General features: G+C 69.4%; 20 protein-coding genes and 1 pseudogene. 8 read left to right on the top strand and 13 right to left on the bottom strand.

Translation table 11 applies throughout. The features are described from left to right. Positions 1–936: an NAD(P)-dependent alcohol dehydrogenase gene (locus tag CSW64_RS12405; protein WP_245863903.1), complete on the top strand. Its 936-nt coding sequence runs from the start codon at positions 1–3 to the stop codon at positions 934–936. Here CSW64_RS12405 and CSW64_RS12400 read toward each other — a convergent pair. Beyond that, complete coding sequence (locus tag CSW64_RS12400) at positions 933–2,558, bottom strand: DEAD/DEAH box helicase (protein WP_099622409.1); 1,626 nt, start codon at positions 2,556–2,558, stop codon at positions 933–935. The genes CSW64_RS12405 and CSW64_RS12400 overlap by 4 nt on opposite strands. Before the next feature lie 139 nt (positions 2,559–2,697). After that, complete coding sequence (locus tag CSW64_RS12395) at positions 2,698–3,807, bottom strand: acyltransferase family protein (protein ID WP_099622408.1); 1,110 nt, start codon at positions 3,805–3,807, stop codon at positions 2,698–2,700. A 133-nt stretch (positions 3,808–3,940) separates the two neighbouring features. Between CSW64_RS12395 and CSW64_RS12390 the strand changes: the two genes are divergently transcribed. Then, positions 3,941–4,315, top strand: a complete 375-nt coding sequence (locus CSW64_RS12390; RefSeq protein ID WP_099622407.1) for a hypothetical protein — start codon at positions 3,941–3,943, stop codon at positions 4,313–4,315. Between the two features lie 22 nt (positions 4,316–4,337). Here CSW64_RS12390 and otsA read toward each other — a convergent pair whose 3' ends face one another. From otsA to parE, 3 genes are all read right to left on the bottom strand, one after another. Continuing rightward, positions 4,338–5,750, bottom strand: a complete 1,413-nt coding sequence (gene otsA / locus CSW64_RS12385; protein ID WP_099622406.1) for an alpha,alpha-trehalose-phosphate synthase (UDP-forming) — start codon at positions 5,748–5,750, stop codon at positions 4,338–4,340. Continuing rightward, positions 5,747–6,511: a trehalose-phosphatase gene (gene otsB, locus CSW64_RS12380; RefSeq protein WP_245863683.1), complete on the bottom strand. Its 765-nt coding sequence runs from the start codon at positions 6,509–6,511 to the stop codon at positions 5,747–5,749. Before otsB ends, otsA begins: the two co-directional genes overlap by 4 nt. Before the next feature lie 235 nt (positions 6,512–6,746). Next, entirely contained in the window at positions 6,747–8,837 is a 2,091-nt protein-coding gene (parE, locus tag CSW64_RS12375; RefSeq protein ID WP_099622405.1) for a DNA topoisomerase IV subunit B, read from the bottom strand. 142 nt (positions 8,838–8,979) lie between these two features. On the opposite strand from parE, the gene CSW64_RS12370 reads away from it, so the two are divergent. After that, entirely contained in the window at positions 8,980–9,906 is a 927-nt protein-coding gene (locus CSW64_RS12370) for an alpha/beta hydrolase (protein WP_099622404.1), read from the top strand. Between the two features lies 1 nt (position 9,907). Here CSW64_RS12370 and CSW64_RS12365 read toward each other — a convergent pair whose 3' ends face one another. Together CSW64_RS12365 and CSW64_RS12360 are read right to left on the bottom strand one after the other, a co-directional pair. Then, positions 9,908–11,254, bottom strand: a complete 1,347-nt coding sequence (locus CSW64_RS12365; protein ID WP_099622403.1) for an amidohydrolase family protein — start codon at positions 11,252–11,254, stop codon at positions 9,908–9,910. Further along, positions 11,251–12,714 carry an amidohydrolase gene (locus CSW64_RS12360; protein WP_099622402.1) on the bottom strand — a complete coding sequence of 488 codons (1,464 nt, stop codon included), beginning with the start codon at positions 12,712–12,714 and terminating at the stop codon, positions 11,251–11,253. Before CSW64_RS12360 ends, CSW64_RS12365 begins: the two co-directional genes overlap by 4 nt. Before the next feature lie 140 nt (positions 12,715–12,854). Between CSW64_RS12360 and CSW64_RS12355 the strand changes: the two genes are divergently transcribed. Both CSW64_RS12355 and CSW64_RS12350 read left to right on the top strand, forming a co-directional pair. Then, positions 12,855–13,247, top strand: coding sequence for a Kazal-type serine protease inhibitor domain-containing protein (locus CSW64_RS12355; protein WP_099622401.1), 393 nt, complete (start codon positions 12,855–12,857; stop codon positions 13,245–13,247). 75 nt (positions 13,248–13,322) lie between these two features. After that, complete coding sequence (locus CSW64_RS12350) at positions 13,323–13,673, top strand: Kazal-type serine protease inhibitor domain-containing protein (RefSeq protein WP_099622400.1); 351 nt, start codon at positions 13,323–13,325, stop codon at positions 13,671–13,673. Positions 13,674–13,859: 186 nt separating this feature from the next. On the opposite strand, the gene CSW64_RS12345 is transcribed toward CSW64_RS12350, so the two are convergent. From CSW64_RS12345 to CSW64_RS12335, 4 genes and pseudogenes are all read right to left on the bottom strand, one after another. Further along, entirely contained in the window at positions 13,860–15,464 is a 1,605-nt protein-coding gene (locus tag CSW64_RS12345) for a TonB-dependent receptor (RefSeq protein ID WP_425430377.1), read from the bottom strand. A gap of 89 nt (positions 15,465–15,553) precedes the next feature. After that, a pseudogene (locus tag CSW64_RS22485) lies at positions 15,554–16,028 on the bottom strand (TonB-dependent receptor plug domain-containing protein); the annotation flags it as partial. Positions 16,029–16,264: 236 nt separating this feature from the next. Continuing rightward, positions 16,265–17,680 (bottom strand): type I glutamate--ammonia ligase, encoded by a 1,416-nt coding sequence (glnA, locus tag CSW64_RS12340; RefSeq protein WP_099622398.1) that lies wholly within the window; start codon positions 17,678–17,680, stop codon positions 16,265–16,267. A gap of 50 nt (positions 17,681–17,730) precedes the next feature. Continuing rightward, positions 17,731–18,069, bottom strand: coding sequence for a P-II family nitrogen regulator (locus CSW64_RS12335; protein WP_099622397.1), 339 nt, complete (start codon positions 18,067–18,069; stop codon positions 17,731–17,733). Between the two features lie 218 nt (positions 18,070–18,287). Here CSW64_RS12335 and CSW64_RS12330 point away from each other — a divergent pair, with 218 nt between their 5' ends. The 3 genes from CSW64_RS12330 (at position 18,288) to CSW64_RS12320 (ending at position 22,115) form a co-directional block, all read left to right on the top strand. Beyond that, positions 18,288–19,832, top strand: coding sequence for an acetyl-CoA acetyltransferase (locus tag CSW64_RS12330; RefSeq protein ID WP_099622396.1), 1,545 nt, complete (start codon positions 18,288–18,290; stop codon positions 19,830–19,832). 248 nt (positions 19,833–20,080) lie between these two features. Next, entirely contained in the window at positions 20,081–20,650 is a 570-nt protein-coding gene (locus CSW64_RS12325; RefSeq protein ID WP_099622395.1) for a histidine phosphatase family protein, read from the top strand. Positions 20,651–20,660: 10 nt separating this feature from the next. Continuing rightward, positions 20,661–22,115 (top strand): NAD(P)H-hydrate dehydratase, encoded by a 1,455-nt coding sequence (locus CSW64_RS12320; protein WP_099622394.1) that lies wholly within the window; start codon positions 20,661–20,663, stop codon positions 22,113–22,115. Here CSW64_RS12320 and CSW64_RS12315 read toward each other — a convergent pair. Both CSW64_RS12315 and CSW64_RS12310 read right to left on the bottom strand, forming a co-directional pair. After that, positions 22,112–23,665 carry a glycine betaine ABC transporter substrate-binding protein gene (locus CSW64_RS12315; RefSeq protein WP_099622393.1) on the bottom strand — a complete coding sequence of 518 codons (1,554 nt, stop codon included), beginning with the start codon at positions 23,663–23,665 and terminating at the stop codon, positions 22,112–22,114. The genes CSW64_RS12320 and CSW64_RS12315 overlap by 4 nt on opposite strands. Continuing rightward, entirely contained in the window at positions 23,662–24,435 is a 774-nt protein-coding gene (locus CSW64_RS12310) for an ATP-binding cassette domain-containing protein (RefSeq protein ID WP_099622392.1), read from the bottom strand. The genes CSW64_RS12315 and CSW64_RS12310 overlap by 4 nt, the downstream gene beginning before the upstream one ends. Between the last annotated feature and the right edge of the window lie 86 nt (positions 24,436–24,521).

Raw genomic sequence — 24,521 nt, 5'->3', positions numbered from 1 at the left:
ATGCGCGCTCTGGCCGTGGACACGGTGAATCATCGCTCGCGGGTCATCGAGGTTCCGAGACCCGTTCCCGGTCCTGGTCGGATTCTGGTCCAGATCGCCGTCTCGGCGGTGAACGAAATGGACGTCCAGGTCCGCGCCGGCGGCTGGGCTTCGCAGGTGAAGGGCTTCCGCCGCGCGGGACCTGTCCTGACCGGGTTCGAGTTCGTCGGGACGGCGCGGACCGACGGCGCCCGCATCCGCGCCGGCCAGCGCGTCATCGGCTACTGCCACGTGCTGAACGGCCCGCGCGTCCATGCCGAATTCGCCTGTGTGGACGAGCGCGACATGGTCGCCATCCCGGATACCTTGGGGGACGAGGCGGCCGCCGCCCTGGTGGTCATGGGACTGACCGCCATCGAGGTGCTGGAGCGGATCCGCCCCCTGACGCCGGGCCAGAGGTGTTTGGTGATCGGGGCGGCCGGCGGCGTCGGGGCCTATGCGGTGCAGCTGGCGGCCAGCCGGGGCGCGCGGGTGACGGCGATCTGTTCGGCGGTCAACGCCGACTGGGTCGGCATGCAGGGCGCGACCGAGGTGCGGCCGTACGAGACCGAGCCGCGATACCGCAAGGGCGATCGCTTCGACCTGATCCTGGACGCGCCGGCCAAGTCGTCCTTCGCGGAGGCCTCGCCCTATCTCTCGCGGGACGGGACCTTCGTCAGCAGCAACCCGACCCACGACCTGGGGGCCTTCGTCCGCGCCGCCTTCGGCCGCAAACGCGCCGGCTGGCTGATGATGCTGCGCACCGATCCGGCCAAGCTGGCCCGACTGGTGGCGCTGTACGAGGCGGGCGTGCTGAAACCGGTCATCGACAGCGTCTTCGACGTTTCAAACGCCGACGCCGCCTTCGAACGGTTCGAAACCCGCGCCAAACAGGGGCGGGTTCTGCTCAGGCTCTAGTCTTCCGGCGTCGTCGTCGCGAGGGGCGTGGCGCGCATCATGAAGGCCGGCATGTCGGCGCCGAAGCCGACGACGCGGCGGTCGTCACGATCCTCGCCGCGATCGTCGCGGCGGCGGTCGTCGCGACGGCCGCGATCCCGGTCGCGATCCCGCTCGCGCGGTTCCGGGCGGGCGGCTTCGCGACGCTGGCGGTCCGGACGTTCGGAGGGCAGCGGGATCGGCGCCTCTTCCGCCCTGGGCGGCTTGGCGGCCTTCACCGGCGCGGCGACGACGGTCTCGACCGGCTCGGTCTTGGCCGGGCGCTTGCGGCGCGCGGGTTTCTCGGCCGGCGTTTCGGAGGTCGGCGTGGGGGCGGCGATGGCCTCCATCGACACGACCGAGGTCTCCGAGGCCGGACGGCCGCGACCGCGGCCCTTGTCGCCCCGGGCGCGTTCACGGTCGCGCTTGTTGGCTTCCTTATGGCGGGCCTCGGTCTTCACCGTCGACCAGTCGATGCCCTCGAAGGTGGCTTCCTTCGGGGTCTTGCCGATCAGCTTGAGGACCTTGTCCAGGTTCTTGTCGTCGCCCGGCGTCACGATCATGAACGCCTCGCCGGTGCGGCCGGCGCGGCCGGTGCGGCCGATGCGGTGGACATAGTCGTCGGCGTGGTGCGGGACATCGTAGTTGAAGACGTGGCTGACGTCCGGGATGTCGAGGCCGCGGGCGGCGACATCCGAGGCGCAGAGCAACTTCAGCTCGCCCTTGCGGAAGTTCTCCAGCGTCCTCATCCGCGTGGCCTGATCCAGGTCGCCGTGGATGGCGCCGGCGTCATAGCCGTGGGTCCGCAGCGACTTGGCGACGATGTCGACCTCGCTCTTGCGGTTGCAGAAGACGATCCCGTTCTTGATCTCGCTGCGGTCGATCAGGCTGCGCAGCGCGGTGCGCTTGGCCTTCGGGTCGCTGGTCGGGATCTTGGCCAGGTACTGGGTGATGGTGTCGGCGGTCGTGGCCGGACGGGCGACCTCGATGCGGGTCGGGTCCTTCAGGAACTGCTGCGTCAGCCGGGTGATTTCCGGCGGCATGGTGGCGCTGAAGAACAGGGTCTGACGCTTGGGCGGCGTCAGCTTGAAGATCCGCTCGATGTCCGGGATGAAGCCCATGTCGAGCATGCGGTCGGCTTCGTCGACGACCATCAGCTGCACGCCGGTCAGCAGGATCTTGCTGCGGTCGAACAGGTCGAGCAGGCGGCCCGGGGTGGCGATCAGCACGTCCACGCCCTTGTCGAGGGCGGCGACCTGGTCGCCCATCGAGACGCCGCCGATCAGCAGGGCCCAGCTGAGCTTCTGGCCCTTGGCGTACTTCTCGAACGAGGCGGCGACCTGGTCGGCCAGTTCGCGGGTCGGGGCGAGCACCAGGGCGCGGGGCATCCGCGCGCGGGCGCGGCCCGAGGCCAGGCGGTCGATCATCGGCAGGGTGAAGGCGGCGGTCTTGCCGGTGCCGGTCTGGGCGATGCCCAGGACGTCGCGGCCGGCCAGGGCCACCGGGATGGCCTGCTCTTGGATGGGGGTGGCGGTCGTGTAGCCGGTATCGGCCACCGCCTGCAGGGTGGGAGCGCTAAGCCCCAGCTGGGAAAATTCGGTCATGTCTCGCTTAATCGGAAGCGCCGAGCCGCCCGGATCTTGGGCGAGCGGGCGGCGCGGATTCGCCAGACCTGCCCGGAGCTTGGCGGTCTACATAGGCGGAAACCTCGCAAAGTCAATGTTTGCTTGGTTTCGCGAGGACTCAGGGCAGGGCGCCGCCGGTCGCCGCGCGCAGCGGCGACCGGTTCGGGAGGCGCTTCAGCAGGGGCTTCTCGACGGCCAGATGGAAGGCGACGCCGACGGCCAGGGAGACGGCGGCGACGCTCCAGAACAGCAGCGGCGCGGGCAGGCCGCGCAGGACGGCGCTCCGGTCGATGACCTCGGCCGCCAGGTAGATGATCGGCAGATGCGCCAGGTAGACGGCGTAGGACGCCTCGCCCAGGAAGGCGAGCGCGCGCGGCGTGCGCAGTCCCCGGCCGCGCTCCACGGCGGCGGCCCCGGCGATGGCCAGGGCGGCGCCCAGGCCGAACGCCCAATTGCCGATGACGCCGTTGAGCGGAAGCTTGAGCAGCGGGATGCTCCAGGTGACCGTGAACAGGGCGATCCCGACGAACAGGGTGAGTCGCGGGAGCCGCACCCAGCCGCGTTCCAGGGCGACGTAGGCCAAGGCCCCGAACCCGAACAGCAGATGCTGGCTGGTGAAGAAGAAGCGCAGCCAGTCGTCGATCCCCAGCCAGGGCAGCACGGCGGACAGCGCCATCCAGATCGCGCCGACCGAAAGGCCGAGCTTTGGCCGCCAGATGATCAGTCCGAACACGGCGTAGAACAGCATCTCATGGCGCAGCGTCCAGGCCACGCTGAGGAGCGGCTCGTGCAGGGCCGGAGCCAGGGCGAAGGCGGACAGCAGGTCCAGGGGATCGAGCGGAGCGTTGTGGTTCACCGCCGGCGCGGCCAGGACCAGCGGGAGCATCGCCAGCAGGACGATCCAGAGCGGCGGATAGATGCGCCGGAACCGCTTCCAGACGAATTCCGAGACGGCTTCCGGGCGGCCCAGGTCGCGGCCGTGCGCCAGCATGATCACGAAGCCGCTGAGCACGAAGAAGAAGTGGACGCCGCTGTAGCCCATGTCGAAGACGGGATGGATCTCGCGGCCCAGGTACTGGGGCAGAGCCAGGGTGATCTCGACATGGAACAGCAGCACCACGAGCGCGGCGAACGCCCGCCCGGCCTGCAGCGTATCGAGGGTCGGTCGCGTGATCGGGCGCGTCATCGGCGCGTCGAGGTCCAGCCGGAAGGGGTGATGGCGGCGCAATGAGGCCTCTCCCGCCGGGCGTCAAGTGCGACACTCCGGCTGTGGATATGTTCCCGGTTCGGAAGAAATCGGGTGACGGTTTTGCAACAGTCGTGTGATGTGGCCGTAGCGAGGAGGGCCGGGAGGAGGACGGATGTCGGCAATCATCGTGGGCGCGGGCGCGCTCGTGGCGACCTTGCTCGCCCCGGCGCCCCTGCCGCTCGCCATTCTGGAGCCCGCGTTCCAGAACACCATCGTCAGCACCTATCCGGACGGCAAGTCGACCAAGCTGTGGCTGGAGCGGAATGGGCAGTACGAAGCCCTGCGCGCCAATGGCCAGCGTACGGGCGGCAGCTGGCAGATGAAGGGCGACAGGCTGTGCATGACCCAGAGGCGGCCGATCTTCGTCCCGCTGGCCTTCTGCACCGGCATTCCGTCGCTGAAGGGCGGCGTCGGCGTCAGCTGGACGGCCAAGGGCCTCAAGGGCGAACCGGTGCGCCACACGGTAGTGGCCGGGCGCGGATCCTAGACGCCGGTCAAATCGAGGATCGTCACGCCGCGTCGTTGGCCAGCCTCGGGCGCGGTCGCCGCGGCGCGCCGAGGGCGTCCACGAACCGGGTGCGCCAGGCGCTGACGTCGTCGCGGGCGACCGTCTCCATCAGCCGTTCCCATCGCTTGCGCCGCTCGGCGTAGCCCATGGAGAGGGCCCGCTGGATGGCGGCGGCGACGTCGTCGCGGTCGTAGGGATTGACGATCAGGGCCGAGCCCATCTGGGCGGCCGCGCCGGCGAAGCGCGACAGGATCAGTACGCCCGGATCCTCCGGATCCTGCGCGGCGACGTACTCCTTGGCCACCAGGTTCATCCCGTCCCGCAACGGCGTGACCAGGCCGACATGGGCGGCGCGGTAGATGCCGGCCAGCTCGTCCTGCCGATAACCGCTGTTGATATAGCGCAGCGGCACCCAGTCGACGGTCCCGTAGGCGCCGTTCACCCGACCGGCGATGGCGTCCAGCCGGCCGCGCAGCTCCTGATAGGCCTCGACGCTGTCGCGGCTGAGGGTGGCGATCTGCAGCAGGAAGACTTTTTCCCGCTGTTCCTCATGCGCGGCGAGGAACTGTTCGTAAGATAGGAAGCGCTCCTCCAGCCCCTTGGAATAGTCGAGGCGGTCGACGCCCAGCACCATCTTGCGGCCGGCCTGGCTCTCGCGCATCCGCTGGAAGCTCTCCTCGCCGAGCGGCGACCGGGAGCCGTCGCGGAAGTCGGGCGCCTCGATGCCGATCGGGAACACGCCCAGCTGAGTTCGTAGGCCGAAGGCCTCGACCTCGCCCGTCGCCGAGATCGGGGCGGCCCCGATCTCGTGCGCCAGATAGTCGGTCACGGCGGTGAGGTGATCCTCGGTCTGGAAGCCGATCAGGTCGTAATGGAACAGCGCCTCGACCAGCTTGCGGTGGCCGGGCAGGGTGGTCAGCAGCTGCCGCGCCGGCCAGGGGATGTGCAGGAAGAAGCCGATCCGGTTCTTCACGCCCAGCGCCCGCAGCTCCCGGGCCAGCGGGGCCAGGTGATAGTCGTGCACCCAGATCAGGTCGTCCGGCGCGATCAGCGGGGCCAGGGCCTCGGCGAAGCGGCGGTTCACCCGGGCGTAGCCGGCGTCGAACGGGCGCTCGTAGGCGGTCAGGTCGATGCGGTTGTGGAACAGCGGCCACAGCGTCTTGTTGGCGTAGCCGTTGTAGTATTCCTCGACGTCCTGCTCCTCGAGATCGACCCGCGCCACGGTGACCTCGCCGATCCGCTCCATGGCGATCTGGCCGGTGTACTGAGGGGTGGTCTCGCCGCTCCAGCCGAACCAGATCCCCGGCCGTTCGCGCAGGGCGGCGGCGATCGCGGCGGCCAGGCCGCCGACGGCTCCGGCGCCGGTGTCGCGGGACAGGTTCACACGGTTGGAGACGACGATCAGGCGGCTCAAGCGATCGACTCCTCAAGCCAGGCCAGTACGGCCTTGGGATCATCGAGGCGATAGCGCGCGGCGGTCGGGCGCGGATCGCCGACCAGCACGCCGAAGCCGCCCAGGGTCTCGGCGGCCGTGAAGGCGTCCTCGTCGGTCAGGTCGTCGCCGACCATCACCGGCGTCGCGCCGACGAAGACGGGGTCGTTCATGAAGACCTGAAGGGCGTCGCCCTTGTCCGGACCCGGCGTGCGCAGTTCCACGACCATGCGCCCCTCCTGTACCGTCAGGCCGTAGGCGGCGCCGAGGCGGTGGGCGATCTCCAGGCAGGCGGCCTCGGCCGGCGGGTGACCGCGGTAGTGCAGGGCCAGGCTGCGTTCCTTGGGCTCCAGCAGCAGGCCGCTTTGGCCGGCCGCGAAGCTCTGCAGCATGCCGGCGACGGCAGGCAGGTCGGGATGCGGTTTCAGGTCGACGCGTTCGCCCTGCGGCGTTCGGCGCTCCAGCCCATGCACGCCGGCCAGGCTGCGGACCGTCTCGCCCAGGATGCGGTCGATGTCGTCGATCGAACGACCGCTCAGCACGGCCAGCCGCCCGTGCAGCTGGCGCGACAGCTCGTGCAGCATCCAGTTGCGCCGCGGCTGGGGCCCGACGGCGTCGGGGGTCGGCTCGATGGCCGCCAGGGTGCCGTCCAGATCCAGGAACAGAGCGGTCCGGGAAAGGTCCAGCGCAGGGGGCTGCGCCATGGCCGGAGCCATGGTCGTCTCGATCTCTGTCTGTAGCATGCAAGGTCCCGACAGTTACGCGTACAGGGCGTCGCCGTCCCGCGACGCCTCGGAGCAAAACTATCGGCAACGGCCGGGCGTTCCCGATAAAGCCCGATCAAATAGGTTTGAGCAGATGTGATCCCGCTGCACGTGGGGGCAAATGCAGACGCGCCGCGACTGGGCGCGGCGCGTGCAGGATTTTGGAATTACTCTGATCGCCCAGCGCTTTACCGGGCGAGCCGTGCGTTGTGCCTCAGATGTCCACGTCGGCCGCGGCGAACTCGGCGTTCTCCTGGATGAAGCGGAAGCGCAGCTCGGGCTTGCGACCCATGAGGGTCTCGACAAGGTCCTCGACGCTGCTTTCATCACGCGGCAGGACCACCCGGGCCATGGTCCGCTTGCTCGGGTCCATGGTGGTTTCCTTGAGCTGCGCGGGCATCATTTCGCCCAAGCCCTTGAAGCGGCCGATCTCGGGCTTCTTGTTCTTGAACTCGGTGGCCAGCAGCTCGTCCTTGTGAGCGTCGTCGCGGGCGTAGAGCGACTTGCCGCCGTGGCTGATGCGGTAGAGCGGCGGCATGGCCAGGAACAGCTTGCCGCCACGCACCAGTTCCGGAACCGTTCTGTAGAAGAAGGTGATCAACAGGCTGGCGATGTGGGCGCCGTCGACGTCGGCGTCGGTCATGATGACGATGCGCTCGTAGCGCAGGTCCTCTTCCCGGTACTTGTTCCCGGGCTGCACGCCCAGGGCCAGCATCAGGTCGGCCAGCTCCTTGTTGCCCATCAGCTTGTCGCCGGAGGCGCTGGCCACGTTCAGGATCTTGCCGCGCAGGGGCAGGATCGCCTGGGTCTTGCGGTCGCGCGCCTGTTTGGCCGAGCCGCCGGCCGAGTCGCCCTCGACCAGGAACAGCTCGGCGCCGTCCACGGCCGCGCCGGAACAGTCGGCCAGCTTGCCGGGCAGGCGCAGCTTGCGGGTCGCCGAAGCGCGCGAGACCTCCTTGTCCTTGCGGCGCTTGAGGCGCTCCTCGGCCCGGTCGATGACGAAGTCCAGCAGGCTGCGCGCCGCCTTGGGCGAGGCGGTCAGCCAGTGGTCGAACGGATCGCGCAGGGCGTTCTCGACCAGGCGCTGGGCGTCGGACGACGACAGCCGTTCCTTGGTCTGGCCCTGGAACTCGGGATTGCGGATGAAGACGCTGATCAGGGCGCCGGCGTTGGCGATGACGTCGTCGGCGGTGATGATGCCGGCGCGCTTCTCGCCCGCCAGCTCGCCGTAGGCCTTCAGGCCCTTGGTCAAGGCCGCGCGGAAGCCGGCCTCGTGCGTGCCGCCCTCGGGGGTCGGCACGGTGTTGCAGTAGGACTGCATGAAGCCGTCGGCCTCGCCGAAGCCCTGCGGCGTCCAGGTCACGGCCCATTCAACGGCGCCGGCTTCGCCCTGACGTTCGATGCGGCCGCTGAAGGCGCTCTCGGTGACGGTGGCGGTGGTCTTGACCCGCTCGGCCAGGAAATCGGCCAGGCCGTTGGGGAAGTGGAAGGTGGCTTCCGGCGGGGTCTGGTCGTGGATTCGCGAGGGATCGCAGGACCATTTGATCTGCACGCCGCGGAACAGATAGGCCTTCGACCGGGCCATCCGGTACAGGCGCGCGGGCTTGAAGATCGCTCCGTCGCCGAAGATCTGCGGGTCGGGCAGGAAGCGCACCTGGGTGCCCTTCTTGCGGGACGGCGCGACCTGCTGCAGCGGGCCGGTCGGCTTGCCGCGCTCGAAGTTCTGGCGGTGCTCGAAGCCGTCCCGCCAGACGGTGACCTCCAGACGCTCGGACAGGGCGTTGACCACCGAGGCGCCGACGCCGTGCAGGCCGCCGGAGGTCTCGTAAGCCTTGCCGCTGAACTTACCGCCTGCGTGCAGGACGGTCATGATCACTTCCAGCGCCGACTTGCCCGGGTGCTTGGGGTGCGGATCCACGGGCATGCCGCGGCCGTCGTCCTTCACGGTCAGGAAGCCGTCGGCGTCCAGGCTGACCTCGATCGACTTGGCGTGGCCGGCCACGGCCTCGTCCATCGAGTTGTCGAGCACCTCGGCGAACAGGTGGTGCAGGGCCCGCTCGTCGGTGCCGCCGATGTACATGCCCGGACGCATCCGGACCGGCTCCAGGCCCTCGAGCACCTCGATGGCGCTGGCGTCGTAGTTGCCCGACGGCGCGGGGGCCGGGGCGGGCTTCTCGGCGGCCTTGGCCGAGGTGACGGCCTTGGGATCGGGGCGGGGCTCGTGCGGCGTGGCCAGCGGCGGTGCGGGGACGGGCTTCAGAGCGTCGTCGTCGTCACCGAACAGGGAAGGAGTCGAGGCGGTCATTACGCGGGGGAGTTTCGAACGATTCGGGAACGGTGCGTATGCGGCGTCGGGGCAAGCAGAGCAAGTGGCGCGCCGCCGCACCTCGGTCACAATCCGCTCTACGGTGGCCGATCTTGGTTCTGTGCGCCCTGGGGGATTCGACGTGAAATCAGGCTTCAAACTGGCCTTGCTGGCCGCCGTGTTGTTGCTGCCGGCCTGTTCGGGCGCCGTGAAGGCCCAGAGCGCGCCCGCCGAGGTCGCCGAAGGGCAGCCCTACGTCCTCAAGGACACCCAGGTCTGGACTGTTCCAGACCCGAAGTCGGGCCGAAGCTACCAGGTCTTCGTCAGCCTGCCGGCCTCCTACGCCAAGGAGCCTGGGCGGCGGTATCCGGTGGTCTACGTCACCGACGCCGACTACGCCTTTCCGGTGGTCCGGAGCATCTCACGCCGCGTCGGCGCGAACGGCGAGGGGCTGGAGGACTTCATCCTGGTCGGCCTCTCCTACGCCGTGGGCGACGATCCCGTCAGCAGCCGCCGCCGGGACTACACCCTGACCCCGAACGGTCCGTCGAGTGCGCCGAAGGACCAGGTTCACGGTCAGGGCGCGGCCTATGCGGATTATGTCGTCTCCCAGGCGTTGCCGTTCGTGGACGGCAAGTTCCGCACCGATCCGGCGCGGCGCGTCTACATGGGCCACTCCTACGGCGCGCTGCTCGGGGCCCAGGTCCTGTTCACCAAGCCCGAGACGTTCAGCCACTACATCCTGGGCAGTCCGTCGCTCTGGTACGACAAGCGGCACATGTTTGGGGTCGAGGCGCGCTATGCCGAAACCCATAAGGATCTGCCGGCGGACGTCTTCCTGTACATCGGCGCCTTCGAGACGGTGAAGGCGGGCGACCCGCGCTACACCGACACCGACATGGTCGGCGACAACCAGCGGTTCGAGCAGACGCTGAAGGCCCGGAACTATCCGGGCCTTCGCCTCGCCTCGACGGTGGTCGAGGGCGAGGATCACCTGACCGTCTTCCCCAGCGGCTTCACGCGCGGGATCAAGCGCGCCCTGCCGCCGAGGAAGATCGGCAACCCATGATCTAGTGGCTGTACGCGGGCGGGTAGCCGCTCGCGTTCGGCCTGGCGTAGCGGTCGCGGAGCTCGAACGCCCGCGTGCTCTGCGGCTGCTCGACGCCGTCGATGAAGACCGCGACCGGCCAGCTGGTCGTCTCCAGCGGGTCGCCGTTCCACAGCACCACGTCGGCCTCCTTGCCGGTCTCGAGCGAGCCGGTGGAGGTCAGGCCCCAGATCTTCGCCGGAACCGACGTCACCGACGCGATGGCGGCCTCGCGCGGCAGGCCGTAGGCGACGGCGAGGCCGGCGTTGAGGCGCGCCTGGCGCAGGTTGTTGAAGTCGCGGCTGCCCATGATCGCGATCTGGACCCCGGCCCGCTGGAGGCGTGCGGCGTTGTCCAGGCGCGAGCCCAGGGCCTCGAACTGGCTGGGCAGGCTGGCCTGGCTGTCGAGGATCACCGGCACGCCGGCGGCGGCCAGTTCGTCGGCGACGAGCCAGCCTTCCTCGGCGCCTTCCAGAATGATCTTCAGCTTCTCTTCGCGCGCCAGACGCAGGGCCTGGCGGATGTCGGAGGCGCGATGGACGCGGAGCAGCAGCGGGGTGCGCCCCTCGACCACCGGGACCAGCGCTTCCAGATCGATGCGCGACAGACCCAGCTCGCGGGTCTCGCCGCGGGCGAAGGCGGCGCGGTTGCGGGCGTAGAGGCGGGCGTCCTCCAGCGCGGCGCGGATCAGCACCAGGTCGGCGCCGCGCGAGCCGCCGGCCGCCCGGGCCCCGTCCTCGCCGAGGTCCAGCACGACGGCGACCTTGCTCTTCAGCAGCTGGTCGCGGCCGTCGGCCAGGGTGATGGTCGCGGCCTGGCCGGCGAACAGATTGGGCAGGCCGTGGGTGTCGCCGCCGGCGAAATCGTCCCGGCCGTCGCCTTCCCAGCCGTCATGGGCGTGACCGCCGCCGCCGCCGCCCAGGGTGGGCGTGACGACCGCGGTGGTGACTCCGGTCTGGCGGGCCAGCGGGATCATCGCCGAGGCGGGGTTGAAGCTGTAGCTGATGTCGAAACCGGCCGAGAGGCTGCCGGAGTTGTCGTCGCGGGTGCTGCGCACCCCGCCGATCTCCGAGGCCGACAGGTTGGTCGACGGGAAGACCAGGCCGGGCGTGACCACGCCGCCCTTGGCGTCGATGACGCGGGCGCCGGCCGGCGCGGAGACCCCCGCGCCGACGGCGGCGATGCGGCCGTCCTTCAGCACGACGGTTCCCGACGGAAGGGTCGGGGTCCCGTTGCCGATCTCGATCCGGGCGTTGACGATGGCCACCGTCTCAGCGGCGGCGGGGGAAGCGGCGATCAGGGCCGCGAAAGCAAAGAGGGCGCGTTTCATTGGTGGAAGGCTCCCGCGCCGGGCGTGCCGAGCTCGAAATCAGACTTGGGTTGGTAGCGGGGATCCTTGCGGTCGTAGACCACGGCCCCGTCGAGGAAGACGCGCTCGGCCAGCGAGTAGGTGCTGAACGGATCGCCGCTCCAGATCACCACGTCGGCGCGCTTGCCGGGGACCAGTGAACCGGTCTGGTCGGCGATGCCCATGGCCTTGGCCGGGTTGGCCGTGATCCAGCTGATCGCCTCGGCCCGGGTGATGCCGAAGCCGATGCGGTTGCCGGCGGCCATGGCCAGGGCGGCTTCCTGGTTCAGCCGCTGGGTCATGGTCTCGTCGTCGGAGTGGATGACGGTGCAGGCGCCGGCCTTGTAGGCGATCGCGGCGTTGGCCTCGATGCCGTCCAGCGACTCCATCTTGAAGCCCTGCCAGTCCGCCCAGGTGGCGAAGCAGATGTCTTCCTTGGCCAGCAGCGCGCCGGCCTTGTAGGCCTCGCTGGCGTGGTGGAACATCGTGATCCTGTAGCCGAACTCCTTGGCCACATCGATCATGACGGCCATCTCGTCGGCCCGGTAGCAGTGGTTCTGAACCAGGATCTCGCCGCGCAGCACGCCGGCCAGGGTGTCCAGGGTCAGGTCGCGCTTGGGCGCATCGGCCTTCTCGCCCTTTTCGGACTTGGCGCGGTAGTCGTCCCACTTGCGAGCGTAGTCCGCCGCGTCGATCCAGGCCCGGCGGTAGCCGGCCACGTTGCCCATGGCGGTCGAGGGGGTGCGGCCCTTGCCGCCGTAGACCCGCTTGGGATTCTCGCCGCAGGCCATCTTCACGCCATAGGGCGCGCCGGGGAACTTCATCCCCTGCATGGTCACGCTGGGCACGTTGCGGACCGCCACCGAGCGGCCGCCGAACAGGTTGGCCGAGCCCGGAAGGATCTGCAGCGTGGTCACCCCCCCGGCGCGGGCGCGGTTGAAGCCCGGATCCTGCGGCCATAGCGAATGTTCGGCCCAGACGTAGGCGGTGTTGGGATCGGTCGCCTCGTTGCCGTCCGACTTCGCCGGCACGGAGGGGGAGGGATAGACGCCCAGGTGGCTATGGGAGTCGATAATCCCCGGCGTGATCCACTTGCCGGACCCGTCGACGACCTCGGCGTCGGCCGGAATGGCGGTGTCGGCGCCGCCGACGACGAGGATCTTGCCGCCCGACATGACCACCACGCCGTTCGGGATTTCCTGGCCCGTGGCCGTCAGGACCGTGGCCCCGCGGATCGCCGTCGTGCGCGACGGCAGCGGCGCATAGGTGCTGGGGAAGGCGTCGGGCCTGGCCGAAGGATCCAGTCCCGCGCGCGGCGGTTTGGCCGGCGTTTCGCTCTTGGCCGGCTTGTTCGCCGGCGTGGTTGTTCCGGTGGTGGCGCAGGCGCTCAAAAGAGCCGCCGTCGCCGTTGCGGCCAAGGCCGCGCGCAATCTGGGAGTCATTCCGTCCCCGCCCTTACTGAAGGCGCGCAGATCAGACGAAAAGCCGGAGACGGTCAATCCAAGGTCGCGACGATTTCCCGGGAACCGAAGGCCTGCCCCGCGCTTATACAGCGGTGCGACTGACGCCTGGGGAGGACTGCATGATCGCTCCAATCAAAGTGCTTACCGTCGTGGCCGCGTCTCTGCTGCTGCTGGCCGCCTGCGGCAAGAAGGAGGCGGCCGCTCCGGCTGCGTCCTCGACCGCCGCGGCTCCGGCCGCCGCACCGGCGGCGACGCCGGTCAATACGCCAGCCGAAACCGGCGCCATGTGCGGCGGCGTGGCGGGCATCCAGTGCAAGAACACCGCCGACTACTGCGCCAAGCCGGCTGGAACCTGCAACGTCGCCGACGCGGCGGGGACCTGCACGGCCAAGCCGACCGCCTGTACGCTCGAGTACAAGCCGGTCTGCGGCTGTGACGGCAAGACCTACAACAACGCCTGCGCCGCTGCGGTGAAGGGCGTCAACGTCGCCAGCACGGGCGCCTGCGCCTAGGCTGACGACCTACCGTTTGAACAGATGCGCGCCGGCGGGCCCTGGGTCCGCCGGCCGTTTCCAATGGAGAGACCCATGATCGTCCGTCTCGGCGGCTATGCCGCCATCGCTGTTTCGGTTCTGCTGCTCGCCGCCTGCCAGACGACCTCGGGCGGAGGAACGTCGGAGCCGGGGCGGTCGAGCGTGGCCGAGGGCGGCATGTGCGGCGGCATCGCCGGCCTGCAGTGCCAGGAGGGCCTGTACTGCAGGATGACGCCCGAGATGGTGAACGTCGCCGACGGCTCGGGGACCTGCACGAAGCGCCCGCAGGCCTGCACGATGGACTACCGCCCGGTCTGCGGCGTCGACGGCAAGACCTATGGCAACGCCTGCGGCGCGGCCGGCGCCGGCGTCAATGTGGCCCACACGGGCGAGTGCAAGGGCTGAATGACGGGGGACATGCTCCGCGAGGCGGTGCGTGTCCCCGTTTGCTGCCGGCACAGGGGACACGAACCTGCGGTTCATGTCCCCTGTTCATTGCGGGGTTCGACACGTGCTCCTCGAGCGCTGATCTCCGCGACTGTTCCCTCGTCATCCTGAGCGGGCGCGAAGCGCCGTGTCGAAGGACGCGCTCTAGTTCAGCCGCGCGCTGAGGCTGACTCCGATCACCCGGGGCTCGTTGACGAAGCCGGTGTTGTTGTTGAAGTCGATGCCGCCTTCGAGATTGTCCTCGTCGGTGATGTTGCGCACGAACAGCGCCGCCTCCAGCGAGCCGTCCAGCTTGGCCCAGCCGAGCTTCAGACCGCCCTCGAAGTTGCCGTCGCTGTTGAATTCCTTGGATTCGTACAGGAAGAGGTTGGTCTTTCCCTGGACGCTCCAGTCGGTGAACACGAAGAACTCGCCGTCCTCGTAGGGGATGCTGTAGCGGGCGGTGAAGTCGAGGATGTACTCCGGCGCGTTCGGGAACGGGTTGCCGTCGACGAGGGCCTGGCCGAAGCCGTTCAGCGGATCGGTCAGGGTGCATTGGGCGCAGCCGGCGACGGCCAGCTTCGAGTCGTCGATCTCGGTCTTGGCGTAGCTGTAGCCGCCGGTCACGACCAGATTGTCGGTGACGATCCATTCGCCGTCGACCTCGAAGCCCCAGGCCTTGCCGGCTTCGGCGTTGATGAGCCGATTGAAGTTGCCGCCGCCGCCGACGGCGGTGAACTGCGGGTCCTCGACCTTGTAGGTGAACACCGCGCCGTTGAGGCGGACCCGGCGTGAGAACAGTTCGCTCTTGAAGCCCGCCTCGTAGGACATGATCGTTTCGGACTGGGCGACCGACGGCGGGTTGAAGAAGGCCACGTCGCGGCCCTGGATCGACGGGCCGCGGAAGCCGGAGGCCACCCGGGCGAACAGGCTGACGTCCGGCGTCACCTCGTAGAAGGCGGACAGGTCCCAGCTGACCCGCTCGTCCGAGATCGAGACCGGCGCGGCCGGGTTGGGGCCGGCCAGCACCTTCAGATCCTTCTCGTCGCTGGTGTAGCGCAGGCCGCCGGTGATCTTCAGCGGCTCGGTGACCTGATAGGTCGCCTGGCCGAACACCGCCCAGGAGGTGTTGGTGTGGCGCAGCGTGGTCGGCGGCGCGAAGCCGGGGTTGGTCGTCGCGTCCAGCTCGGAGTCGAAATAGTAGGCGCCGACCTGCCAGGTCATCGGGCCGTCGTCGCCGCTGGCCAGGCGGATTTCCTGGGTGAACTGGTCGAGGTTGTCGATGCCGTCGGTGGTGTCCGACTGGAAGGGGATGAAGCCGGGTCCCGTCGGGTTGCCGCCGTCGATGTCGCCGCGGCTGTAGCCGCTGGTGTTCTCGAAGGCGGTGATCGAGGTCAGGGTCACGCCGCCGAAGTCGTAGTCGACCTTCAGCGAAGAGCCCCAGCCGTCGTAGGCCTGCGGATTGCCGCCGCCGGCGTCGTACCAGACCGTGTCGCGGTCGTAGTTCTTGTTCAGCTTGTTGCTGCCCGGCGTCAGGATGTTGGCGCGGAACACCGCCGAGGTGCCCTGCAGGGTGCGGCTATGGATGTTGAACAGGGCGCTGAGCTGGTCGTTCGGGGTGAACAGCAGCTGCAGCCGGGCGGCCTGTTCGTCGAAGCCGCCGAGGGCGTCCTTCTCGCCGGTGAAGCCGTTGTCGATCCAGTCGTCGCGGTGCTGGACCAGGGCCGACAGGCGGACGGCCAGCTTGCCGTCGATGATCGGGCCGCCCATGCCGGCGTCCAGGGTGATGGTGCGGAACGTGCCGATGCTCAACGTGCCGTTGGCCCGGAAGTCCTGGCTGGGCCGGACGCTGTCGAACTTGACGATGCCGGCGGTGGTGTTGCGGCCGAACAGCGTGCCCTGCGGCCCCCGCAGGATTTCGACCCGGTCGACGTCGAACAGCGGGGTGCTCTTCAGCACCACGTTCTCCATCACCACCTCGTCCATGATCACCGAGACCGGTTGTGAGGCGGCGATGTCGAAGTCGGCGTTGCCGAGGCCCCGGATGTAGAACCGCGGCGCCACCCGGCCGTTCGAAGACTCGACATAGAGGGCCGGCACGCGGGCGGAGAGGGCGAGGATGTCCTCGCCCCCGGCCAGGATGCTCTTCAGCTGTTCGCCCTCGACGGCGGCGACCGAGATCGGCACGTCCTGGAGGTTCTCGCTGCGCTTCTGGGCGGTGACGACGATCTCCTCGAGCGTCGTTTCCTGCGCCAAGGCCGGCGCGGCGGCGAGCGCCGCGGTCAGCGCGGCCAGGCCGCAGGACAGGGTGAGCGCGCTTCGACCGATCTTCATAGGGGGACCTCCGCCAGCCATCGCGGGAGGCGGCGGAATCAGTCGCCCCCTCGCGCCTGGGGGGAATCGGTAGGGCGAACAGCGATATCCCGCCATCGCGAAACGGCGCGATCCGGGGTTGGAAGGCGCGTTTGCGACGATCCTGTGTCGCGGCTGCGACAGCATCGGGCGCCGCCGCACAAGAAAAGGGCCGGAGATCGCTCTCCGGCCCTTCCGTATCGGTCAGCTGTCGCCGACTAGCACGAGTAGTACATGTCGAACTCGACCGGGTGCGGATGCAGCTGCAGGCGCATGACTTCCTGCATCTTCAGCTCGATGTAGCCGTCGATGAAGTCGTCATCCATGACGCCGCCCTTCTTGAGGAAGGCGCGGTCCTTGTCGAGGTTCTCCAGGGCTTCGCGCAGCGAGCCGCAGACTTCCGGGATCTTCTTCTGCTCGCGGGGCGGCAGGTCGTAGAGGTTCTTGTCGGCGGCCGCGCCCGGATCGATGCGGTTCTCGATGCCGTCGAGGCCGGCCATCAGCAGGGCGGTGAAGGTCAGGTACGGGTTGCCCATGGGATCGGGGAACCGGCACTCGATGCGCTTGGCCTTCGGGCTGTCGACGTGCGGGATGCGGATCGAGGCCGAGCGGTTGCGGCTGGAGTAGGCCAGCTTCACCGGGGCTTCGTAGCCGGGCACCAGGCGCTTGTAGCTGTTCGTCGTGGAGTTCGAGAACGCGTTGATCGCCTTGGCGTGCTTGATGATCCCGCCAATGTACCACAGGCACAGCTGCGACAGGCCGGCGTACTGGTCGCCCGCGAACAGCGGCTTGCCGTCGGCCCAGATCGACTGGTGGACGTGCATGCCTGAGCCGTTGTCGGCGAACATCGGCTTGGCCATGAAGGTCGCCGTCTTGCCGTAGGCGTGGGCCACGTTGTGGATCACGTACTTATACAGCTGCATCCGGTCGGCCATGGTGATCATGGTGTCGAACTTCAGGCCGAGTTCATGCTGGGCCGGGGCCACCTCGTGGTGGTGCTTTTCCGGCTTCATGCCCAGCTCGCCCATGACGGCCAGCATCTCGCCGCGCATGTCCTGCAGGCTGTCGACCGGGTTGACCGGGAAGTAGCCGCCCTTCGGGCCTGGGCGATGGCCCATGTTGCCTTCGGGGTACTGCTTGTTGGTGTTGGCCGGCAGCTCTTCGGAGTCGTAGCTGTAGCCGGTGTTGTGCGGGGCGGTGGACCAGCGCACGTCGTCGAACACGAAGAACTCGGCTTCCGGGCCGAAGAACACGGTGTCGCCCACGCCCGAGGACTTCACATAGGCCAGCGCGGTCTTGGCGATCGAGCGCGGGTCGCGATTGTAGGGCGTGCCCGAGTCCGGGTTCACGATGTCGCAGAACAGGCACAGCGTGGTCTGCTGGTAGAAGGGGTCGATGTAGGCGGTGTCCAGGTCCGGACGCAGCTTCATGTCCGACTCGTTGATGGCCTTCCAGCCGGCGATCGACGAGCCGTCGAACATGGTGCCGTCTTCCAGGAAGTCCTCGTCGACCAGGTCGATGTCGAACGTGACGTGCTGCATCTTGCCGCGGATGTCGGTGAAGCGGACGTCGACGTACTTGACGTCCTTCTCCTTGATCTGCGCCAGGATGTCCTTTGCCTTGGTCTTGGCCATGTGTCCTATCCCCTAAGACTCTCGATGCGAATTCTGATGGCGGTCCGGGCCTAGATGGCCAGGGCGCCGTTCTCTCCGGTGCGGATGCGGATGACGTCGGCGATCTCCGAGACGAAGATCTTGCCGTCGCCGATGCGGCCCGTGCGGGCGGCGTTTTGGATGGCGTCGAGGGCGCCGGTCAGCTGGTCGTCGGCGACCACGACCTCGATCTTGATCTTGGGCAGGAAGTCCACGACGTACTCCGCGCCGCGGTACAGTTCGGTATGGCCCTTCTGGCGGCCGTAGCCCTTGGCCTCCAGCACGGTCATGCCCTGGACGCCCAGTTCCTGGAGCGCCTCCTTCACTTCGTCGAGCTTGAACGGCTTGATGACGGCTTCGATCTTCTTCATGCGGGCCTCTGCACGAGCGGTGAGGGGGACGGAGCACAGCGGGCCTTGCGGCGTCCAGACCGGAGCCGCGGTTCCGCCGCTGCGATGCAGCGTAAGGCGGCAGGCGCCCAAGAAAAAGGCGCCCGGCGCCTCAAACGACGGCAGTGCGCCAAACCGCTTGAGTTGCCCCTGCGGGAAGGCGCTAGCGATGGGCAAACAGCGTCGCGAGGGAGTGAACGATGCGGGATGACACGCCGGTTCTGATCGGAGGGGGCCAATTCACCTATCGCGGCGAAGCGGCCCAGTCGCCGTCTCCGCTCGAACTGCTCAAGATCGCGGCGGAACGGGCGGCGGCGGACGCGGGGCTGGCCCCCTCGGTGCTGGCGGACCTGGACGGGGTGGCCCTGGTCGGCTTCACCATCGACGCGCCGGGCGGCTTCCAGCAGCTGCCGTTCCCACGCCTGAAGAACCCGCCGGCCAGCTTCTCCCGCGCCGTCGGCGCCGAACCGACGTGGGAGGTCTACACCCACATGGGCGGCAACAGCCCGCAGCAGCTGATCAATACCGCCTGCGAGCGCATCGCCCGCGGCGAGAGCGAGTTCGTGTTCGCTGGCGGCGCCGAGTTCCTCGGCTCCCTGATGAAGCGGCTGAAGACCCAGGCCGGGTTCGCCGGCTGGGAGGATCCCTTCGCGATCGAGGCCGAGCCGCGGCGCATGGGCGACCCGCGCCCGGGCACGACGCCGTACGAGAACGCCCACAGCATGAACCGGCCGATCAACATCTACCCGATGTTCGAGAACGCCCTGCGCGCCCGCGACGGCCGGTCGATCGGCGACCATCAGAAGCGGCTGGGCAAGCTGTTCGCGCCGTTCAGCCGGGTGGCGGCGGCCAACCCCGACGCCTGGTTCCCGGTCGAGCGCAGCGAGTCGGAACTGGTCGAGGTGGGCGCCCAGAACCGCTGGGTCAGCTTCCCCTATCCGAAGTATCTGAACGCCATCATGGAGGTCGACCAGTCGGCCGGCGTTCTCCTGACTTCGGTCAGGAAGGCCCGCGAACTGGGCGTTCCGGAGGACAAGTGGGTGTTCCTGCACGGCTGCGCCGACGCCAGCGACCTGTGGCACCCGATCGACCGGCAGAACTTCCATTCCAGCCCGGCCATGGAGCTGACCGGCAAGCGCGCCTTCGAGATGGCGCGGATCACCGTCGACGACGTCGACTTCATCGACCTCTACTCCTGCTTCCCGGTGGCGGTGGAGGTCGGAGCAGAGGCGCTCGGGCTGAAGCTCGATGACCCGCGCGGCCTGACGGTGACCGGCGGTCTGCCCTACTTCGGCGGGCCGGGGAACAACTACGCCATGCACTCGGTGGTGATGATGCTGCCCAAGCTGCGCGCCAAGCCCGGCAGCTACGGCCTGTGCACCGCGAACGGCTGGTATCTGACCAAACAGTCGACGGGGATCTATTCGACCCGGCCGATCGAGGGGCCCTGGGAGCGCGAGGATCCGGCGGTGATCCAGCGCGAGATCGACGCCCTGCCGCATCCGGCCGTCGTCGAGGCGCCGCACGGTCCGGGCGTGGTCGAGACCTACACCGTCGTCCACACCCGCGACGGCTATCACATGGGCATCGTTGTCGGCCGAGACGAACAGGATCGCCGCTTCGTCGCCGTCCTGCCGGAAGACGAGGCGACGCTGCGCAGCTTCGAGGAACGCGAGGGCGTGGGGCGGAGCGGGACCGTCAGCCGCCATCCGGACGGCAAGCGCAACCTGTTCACGCCGAGCTGACGCCCAGATGCAGCGAAGCCCGGCGTTCACTCCTTTTCAGGGGATCGCGTCGGGCTTCCTGGTCCTGGAATTCGATCTGGGTTTCGATCGCCTTCCGGATCGGGATCGCAGGCTTTCACCGTTGATCCGAGGGCTGAACGATCTGACGGTTCAGGCGTTCCGGCCCCTTCGGTAACGATGCCGTGTCACCCGTGTCCGCCGCGCCGAATCCCAGCATCGGACAAGACGGCCACTCTCGGAGTCCGCAGATGCGCGTCTACATGATCCGCCACGGCAAGCCGTCCTCGACCTGGGGCGATGCGGACGATGATCCTGGCCTGGACGAGGCGGGGCTGGCGCAGGCCCGCGCCGCGGCGGACGCCCTGCTGGCGCTGCCGGAAGGTGAGCGGCCGACGCGGGTGGTGTCCTCGCCGCTGCGCCGCTGCCGCGAGACCGCCGCGCCCTTCGCGGCGGCCCTGGGCGTCGAGGTCGTCGTCGACCCGCGCGTGGGCGAGATTCCGACCCCGACCGCTGTCGCGCCCGCCGACCGTTCGGCCTGGCTGCGCGACGCCTTCGCCGGCCGCTGGGGCGAGATCGTCGGCGATCTGGACTACGACGCCTGGCGCCGCAGCGTGGCCTCGGCGGTGGCGGGCTATGCTGGAGCGGCGGTGTTCAGTCACTACGTCGCCATCAACGCCGCGGTCTCGACGGCCGAGGGCCACGACCTGGTGATGGGCTTCCGCCCCGACCACTGCTCGATCCAGACCTTCGAGGCCGATGGCGAGGGGGCCTTGATCCTGATCGCCCGGGGACGCGAAGCTGCGACCCAGGTGCTTTGAGGGAGGCCCGATGACCGCGCCCGCGATCCTGACCGTCGAACAGATGACCGCGGCCGATCGCGCCGCGATTGCGGCCGGGACGCCGGGGCTGGTGCTGATGGAGCGGGCCGGGACCGCGGTCGCCGAGGCGATCCGCGCGCGCTTCAAGCCCTGCCGCGTGGCGGTGCTGTGCGGGCCGGGGAACAACGGCGGCGACGGCTATGTGGCGGCGCGGCTGCTCAAGCGGCGGGGGTGGACCGTCTGGGTCGAAACGGTCGGCGCGCCGGCGACGGCCGACGCCCGGGCGATGGCGGCGAAGTGGCGGGGCGAGACGTTCGAGGCCGGCGAGGCCGGGCGGAACGCCGACCTGATCGTCGACGCGCTGTTCGGCGCGGGTCTGACGCGGCCGTTGGAGGGCGAGGCTGTTCGGCTGGCTCGACTGTCGCGGTCGATGAGAGGACGGGTGGTCGCGATCGACATCCCCAGCGGCGTCGACGGGGACAGCGGCAAGGTTCGAGGCGACGCCGCCTTCCGCGCGGACCTGACCGTGACCTTCCATCGGCGAAAGATCGGCCATGTGCTCGAGCCCGGCCGTGCGGCCTGCGGCGAGGTTCTGGTCGCCGACATCGGTCTGGCCGACGCCGCCCAGCCGCTTCGGGAGAATGGGCCGGCCCTGTGGAGCGAGCGCTTCCCGTGGCCGACCGGCGCGTCCCACAAACATGTGCGCGGTCGGCTGGCGGTGGTCAGCGGCCAGCAGACCCAGACGGGCGCGGCCCGCCTGGCGGCGCGGGCCGGCCTGCGCATCGGCGCCGGCGTGGTGACGGTGCTCTCGCCGCCCTCGGCCGTGGCGGTGAACGCCGCCCATCTCGAGGCGATCATGCTGCGGGCCTTCGACAACGAGGCCCAGCTGGTCGAGGGCGCCGACAACGCTGACGCGGTGGTCATCGGACCCGCTGCGGGGGTGACGCCGGAGACCCGCGGCAATCTGTTCGCGCTCGCACACACCGGCGCGGCGATGGTGGTCGACGCCGACGCCTTGACCGTCTTCCGCGACCGGCCCGGCGAACTGTTCGCGACCCTGGACCGCGACGACGTGCTGACGCCTCACCCCGGCGAGTTCGAGCGGCTCTTCCCTGGGCTGCTGGACGGGGCGCCGCACCGGCTCGCGGCCGCGCGCGAGGCGGCGGTCAAGGCGGGCGCGATCGTAATCCTGAAGGGCGCGGACACGGTGATCGCCTCGCCGGACGGCCGAGCGGCGGTGAACGTCGAGGACGCTCCTTGGCTGGCGACGGCCGGTTCGGGCGACGTGCTGGCGGGGTTCGTGGCCGGACTGATCGCCCAGGGAATGGAGAGCTTCGAGGCGGCCTGCGCCGGCGCCTGGATCCACGCCGAATGCGCGCGCCGCCACGGGCCTGGGCTGATCGCCGAGGATCTGCCGCAGCTGTCCAGCGCCGTGCTGCGCGATCTCTACGCCGCCCGCGCCTAGTCCAGTCCGAGCCGGTGTTCGAGCCGCCGCGCGGCCTCGGCCGGCGTGATCTTTCCGCGGTCGCGGTCGACGCTGTAGTTGGCCGACCGCATCGCCTCGACCGGGATCTTTCCGATCAGGGGCCGCAGCGTCGCCAGCAGCCGGCGGTCGCCGGCCCGTTTCGGCGAGACCAGCACGACGGCGTCGTAGGGCGGCAGCGCCCCCTTGGGGTCGGCCAGCACGACCAAGCCGTCGGCGTCGATGCGTCCGTCGCTCGAGAAGGCCGAGATGACATCGACATCCCCGCCGCCCAGAGCGCGATACATGAAGGTCGGCTGGTAGGAGCGCCTGCTCTGGAACTTCAGGCCGTAGGCCGCATCGACCGCCTTCCATTCCGGCCGCGACAGAAACTCCAGGTCCGACCCGAGTTTCAGATGCGGCGCCGCACGGGCCAGGCCGGCCAGGTCGGCGACGCCCAGGTCCTCGGCCCGGTCACGCTTCATGGCGAAGGCGTAGGCGTTCTCGAAGCCCAGGGAGCCGAGCACGACCACGCCGTCGCGGGCTTGCAACTGCTTGGTCAGTTCGGAGAGCACGACGGCGCGGCCGGGATTGTCCGTCCTGCCCAGGACGTTGCTCCACAGGGTGCCGGAATAGTCGACGTAGACGTCGATCTCTCCGGCGGCGAGGGCCCGATAGGCCACCGCGCTGCCCAGATCCTCCTTGCGGCGGACCTGGGCGCCGCCGCGTTCCAGTCGACCCGCGATCAGTTCGGCGAGGACGTACTGCTCGGAGAAGTTCTTGGCGCCGACGACATAGGCCGCGGGCTTGCCGCCGGCCACGAGCGGCGCCACGGCGACCGCGACGCCCAGCGCCAGGCCGGCCAGGCCCGCCGATATCCGTCGCCGGTCTCGGCGCGCGGCTCCGGCTTCGATCAGGCCCAGCAGTTGGTCCGCCACGATCGCCAGCACGGCCGAGGCGGCGCAGCCGAACAGCACGAAGACCCAGTTCTCGGTCTGAAGCCCGGAAAAGATGTAGTTGCCGAGGCTAGTCTGGCCGACGGGGGTGGAGAGGGTGGCGGCGCCGATGGTCCAGACCGCGGCGGTGCGCACGCCGGCCATGATCACCGGCATGGCCAGGGGCAACTCGACGCGCAACAGGCGCTGGCCCGGCGTCATGCCGACGCCGTCGGCGGCTTCGCGCACCGCCGGGTCGACGCCCAGAAGACCGGTCGTCGCCGTGCGCAGGATCGGCAGCATCGAGTAGAGCGTCAGCGCCAGCAGCGACGGCAGGAAGCCGAGCGCGGAGAAGCCTTGGCCGAACAGCGCTTCGGCGAGGCGGGAAGCGGCGAGCAGCAGTGGAAAGAACAGCGCCAGCAGCGCCAGGCTGGGGATGGTCTGGATCAGGCCGGCGCCGGCCAGGACTGGCCAGCGGAGTCTGGGGCTGCGGACGGCGGCGATGGCCATCGGCAGGCTGATCGCCAGTCCCAGCAGCAGGGCCGAGGCGCTGAGCAGCACATGCCAGCCGAGATATTCGGGCAGCAGTTTCAGGGCCTGTTGGAAGGGATCGGTCATGCGCCGTCGCCCAGCCGTTCGGCGAGGCGGCGCGCCTGCCGCCGCGGGGTCTCGATCAGCGCACGAACCTCGGGGTCGGTCACGGACTCGAGCAGGCGGGCGGGCGCGCCATCGGCGGCCACGACGCCGTCGCGCAGGACGACGATGCGGTCGGCCAGCAACACCGCCTCGGCCATGTCATGGGTGACCATCACCGTGGTCAGGCCCAGCCGATCGTGCAGGGCGCGGACGTCGCCGCCCAGGCTGTCGCGGGTGATCGGGTCCAGAGCGCCGAATGGTTCGTCCATCAGCAACACGCCAGGCTCGGCGGCGAGGGCCCGAGCCACGCCCACCCGCTGGCGCTGGCCGCCCGAAAGTTCGGCGGGGGCGCGGCTGGCGAAGGCCGGGGGCAGGGCGACCAGGTCCAGAAGCTCGGCGACGCGCGCCGAGGTCCGCTCGGCCGACCAGTCGAGCAGGCGCGGGGTGATTCCGATGTTCTCCGCCACGCTCAGGTGCGGGAAGAGGCCGACCTCCTGGAAGACGTAGCCGATCCGCCGGCGCAGGGCAGGGGCGGGCCCCTCCGCGACGTCCCGGCCGTCGAGGCTCACGCGTCCGGCGTCGGGTGTGATCAGGCGGTTGACGGTCTTGAGCAGGGTGGTCTTGCCGGAGCCGGAGGGGCCGACCAGCGCGACGAACTGGCCAGCTGGAACGACCAGGGAGACGCCGGCGAGCGCTGAGCGTCCGCCGTAGCGTTTCTCGACCCCGACGAACTCGATCGCGGCTCCTGCCATGCCCCTGGCTAACACGGGATTCGATTGATCGTCCCCTCCAACCCCGTTCACGAAGCCGCGGCTCCGTTCGCGAAACCGGACTGGTC

The sequence above is a fragment of the Caulobacter mirabilis genome (assembly GCF_002749615.1).
Classification (GTDB): Bacteria; Pseudomonadota; Alphaproteobacteria; order Caulobacterales; family Caulobacteraceae; genus Caulobacter; species Caulobacter mirabilis.
Note: the sequence above shows the minus strand (reverse complement) of the source record. Positions and strands in the feature narration are given on the sequence as shown.

What these genes read in the sequence shown, in the direction of transcription:
- CSW64_RS12405 (WP_245863903.1), top strand. Translation starts at nt 1, where the DNA reads ATGCGCGCTCTGGCCGTGGACACGGTGAATCATCGCTCGCGGGTCATC.
- CSW64_RS12400 (WP_099622409.1), bottom strand. Translation starts at nt 2,558, where the DNA reads ATGACCGAATTTTCCCAGCTGGGGCTTAGCGCTCCCACCCTGCAGGCG.
- CSW64_RS12390 (WP_099622407.1), top strand. Translation starts at nt 3,941, where the DNA reads ATGTCGGCAATCATCGTGGGCGCGGGCGCGCTCGTGGCGACCTTGCTC.
- otsB (WP_245863683.1), bottom strand. Translation starts at nt 6,511, where the DNA reads ATGCTACAGACAGAGATCGAGACGACCATGGCTCCGGCCATGGCGCAG.
- parE (WP_099622405.1), bottom strand. Translation starts at nt 8,837, where the DNA reads ATGACCGCCTCGACTCCTTCCCTGTTCGGTGACGACGACGACGCTCTG.
- CSW64_RS12365 (WP_099622403.1), bottom strand. Translation starts at nt 11,254, where the DNA reads ATGAAACGCGCCCTCTTTGCTTTCGCGGCCCTGATCGCCGCTTCCCCC.
- CSW64_RS12360 (WP_099622402.1), bottom strand. Translation starts at nt 12,714, where the DNA reads ATGACTCCCAGATTGCGCGCGGCCTTGGCCGCAACGGCGACGGCGGCT.
- CSW64_RS12355 (WP_099622401.1), top strand. Translation starts at nt 12,855, where the DNA reads ATGATCGCTCCAATCAAAGTGCTTACCGTCGTGGCCGCGTCTCTGCTG.
- CSW64_RS12350 (WP_099622400.1), top strand. Translation starts at nt 13,323, where the DNA reads ATGATCGTCCGTCTCGGCGGCTATGCCGCCATCGCTGTTTCGGTTCTG.
- CSW64_RS12345 (WP_425430377.1), bottom strand. Translation starts at nt 15,464, where the DNA reads ATGGGCGGCCCGATCATCGACGGCAAGCTGGCCGTCCGCCTGTCGGCC.
- glnA (WP_099622398.1), bottom strand. Translation starts at nt 17,680, where the DNA reads ATGGCCAAGACCAAGGCAAAGGACATCCTGGCGCAGATCAAGGAGAAG.
- CSW64_RS12335 (WP_099622397.1), bottom strand. Translation starts at nt 18,069, where the DNA reads ATGAAGAAGATCGAAGCCGTCATCAAGCCGTTCAAGCTCGACGAAGTG.
- CSW64_RS12330 (WP_099622396.1), top strand. Translation starts at nt 18,288, where the DNA reads ATGCGGGATGACACGCCGGTTCTGATCGGAGGGGGCCAATTCACCTAT.
- CSW64_RS12325 (WP_099622395.1), top strand. Translation starts at nt 20,081, where the DNA reads ATGCGCGTCTACATGATCCGCCACGGCAAGCCGTCCTCGACCTGGGGC.
- CSW64_RS12320 (WP_099622394.1), top strand. Translation starts at nt 20,661, where the DNA reads ATGACCGCGCCCGCGATCCTGACCGTCGAACAGATGACCGCGGCCGAT.
- CSW64_RS12315 (WP_099622393.1), bottom strand. Translation starts at nt 23,665, where the DNA reads ATGACCGATCCCTTCCAACAGGCCCTGAAACTGCTGCCCGAATATCTC.
- CSW64_RS12310 (WP_099622392.1), bottom strand. Translation starts at nt 24,435, where the DNA reads ATGGCAGGAGCCGCGATCGAGTTCGTCGGGGTCGAGAAACGCTACGGC.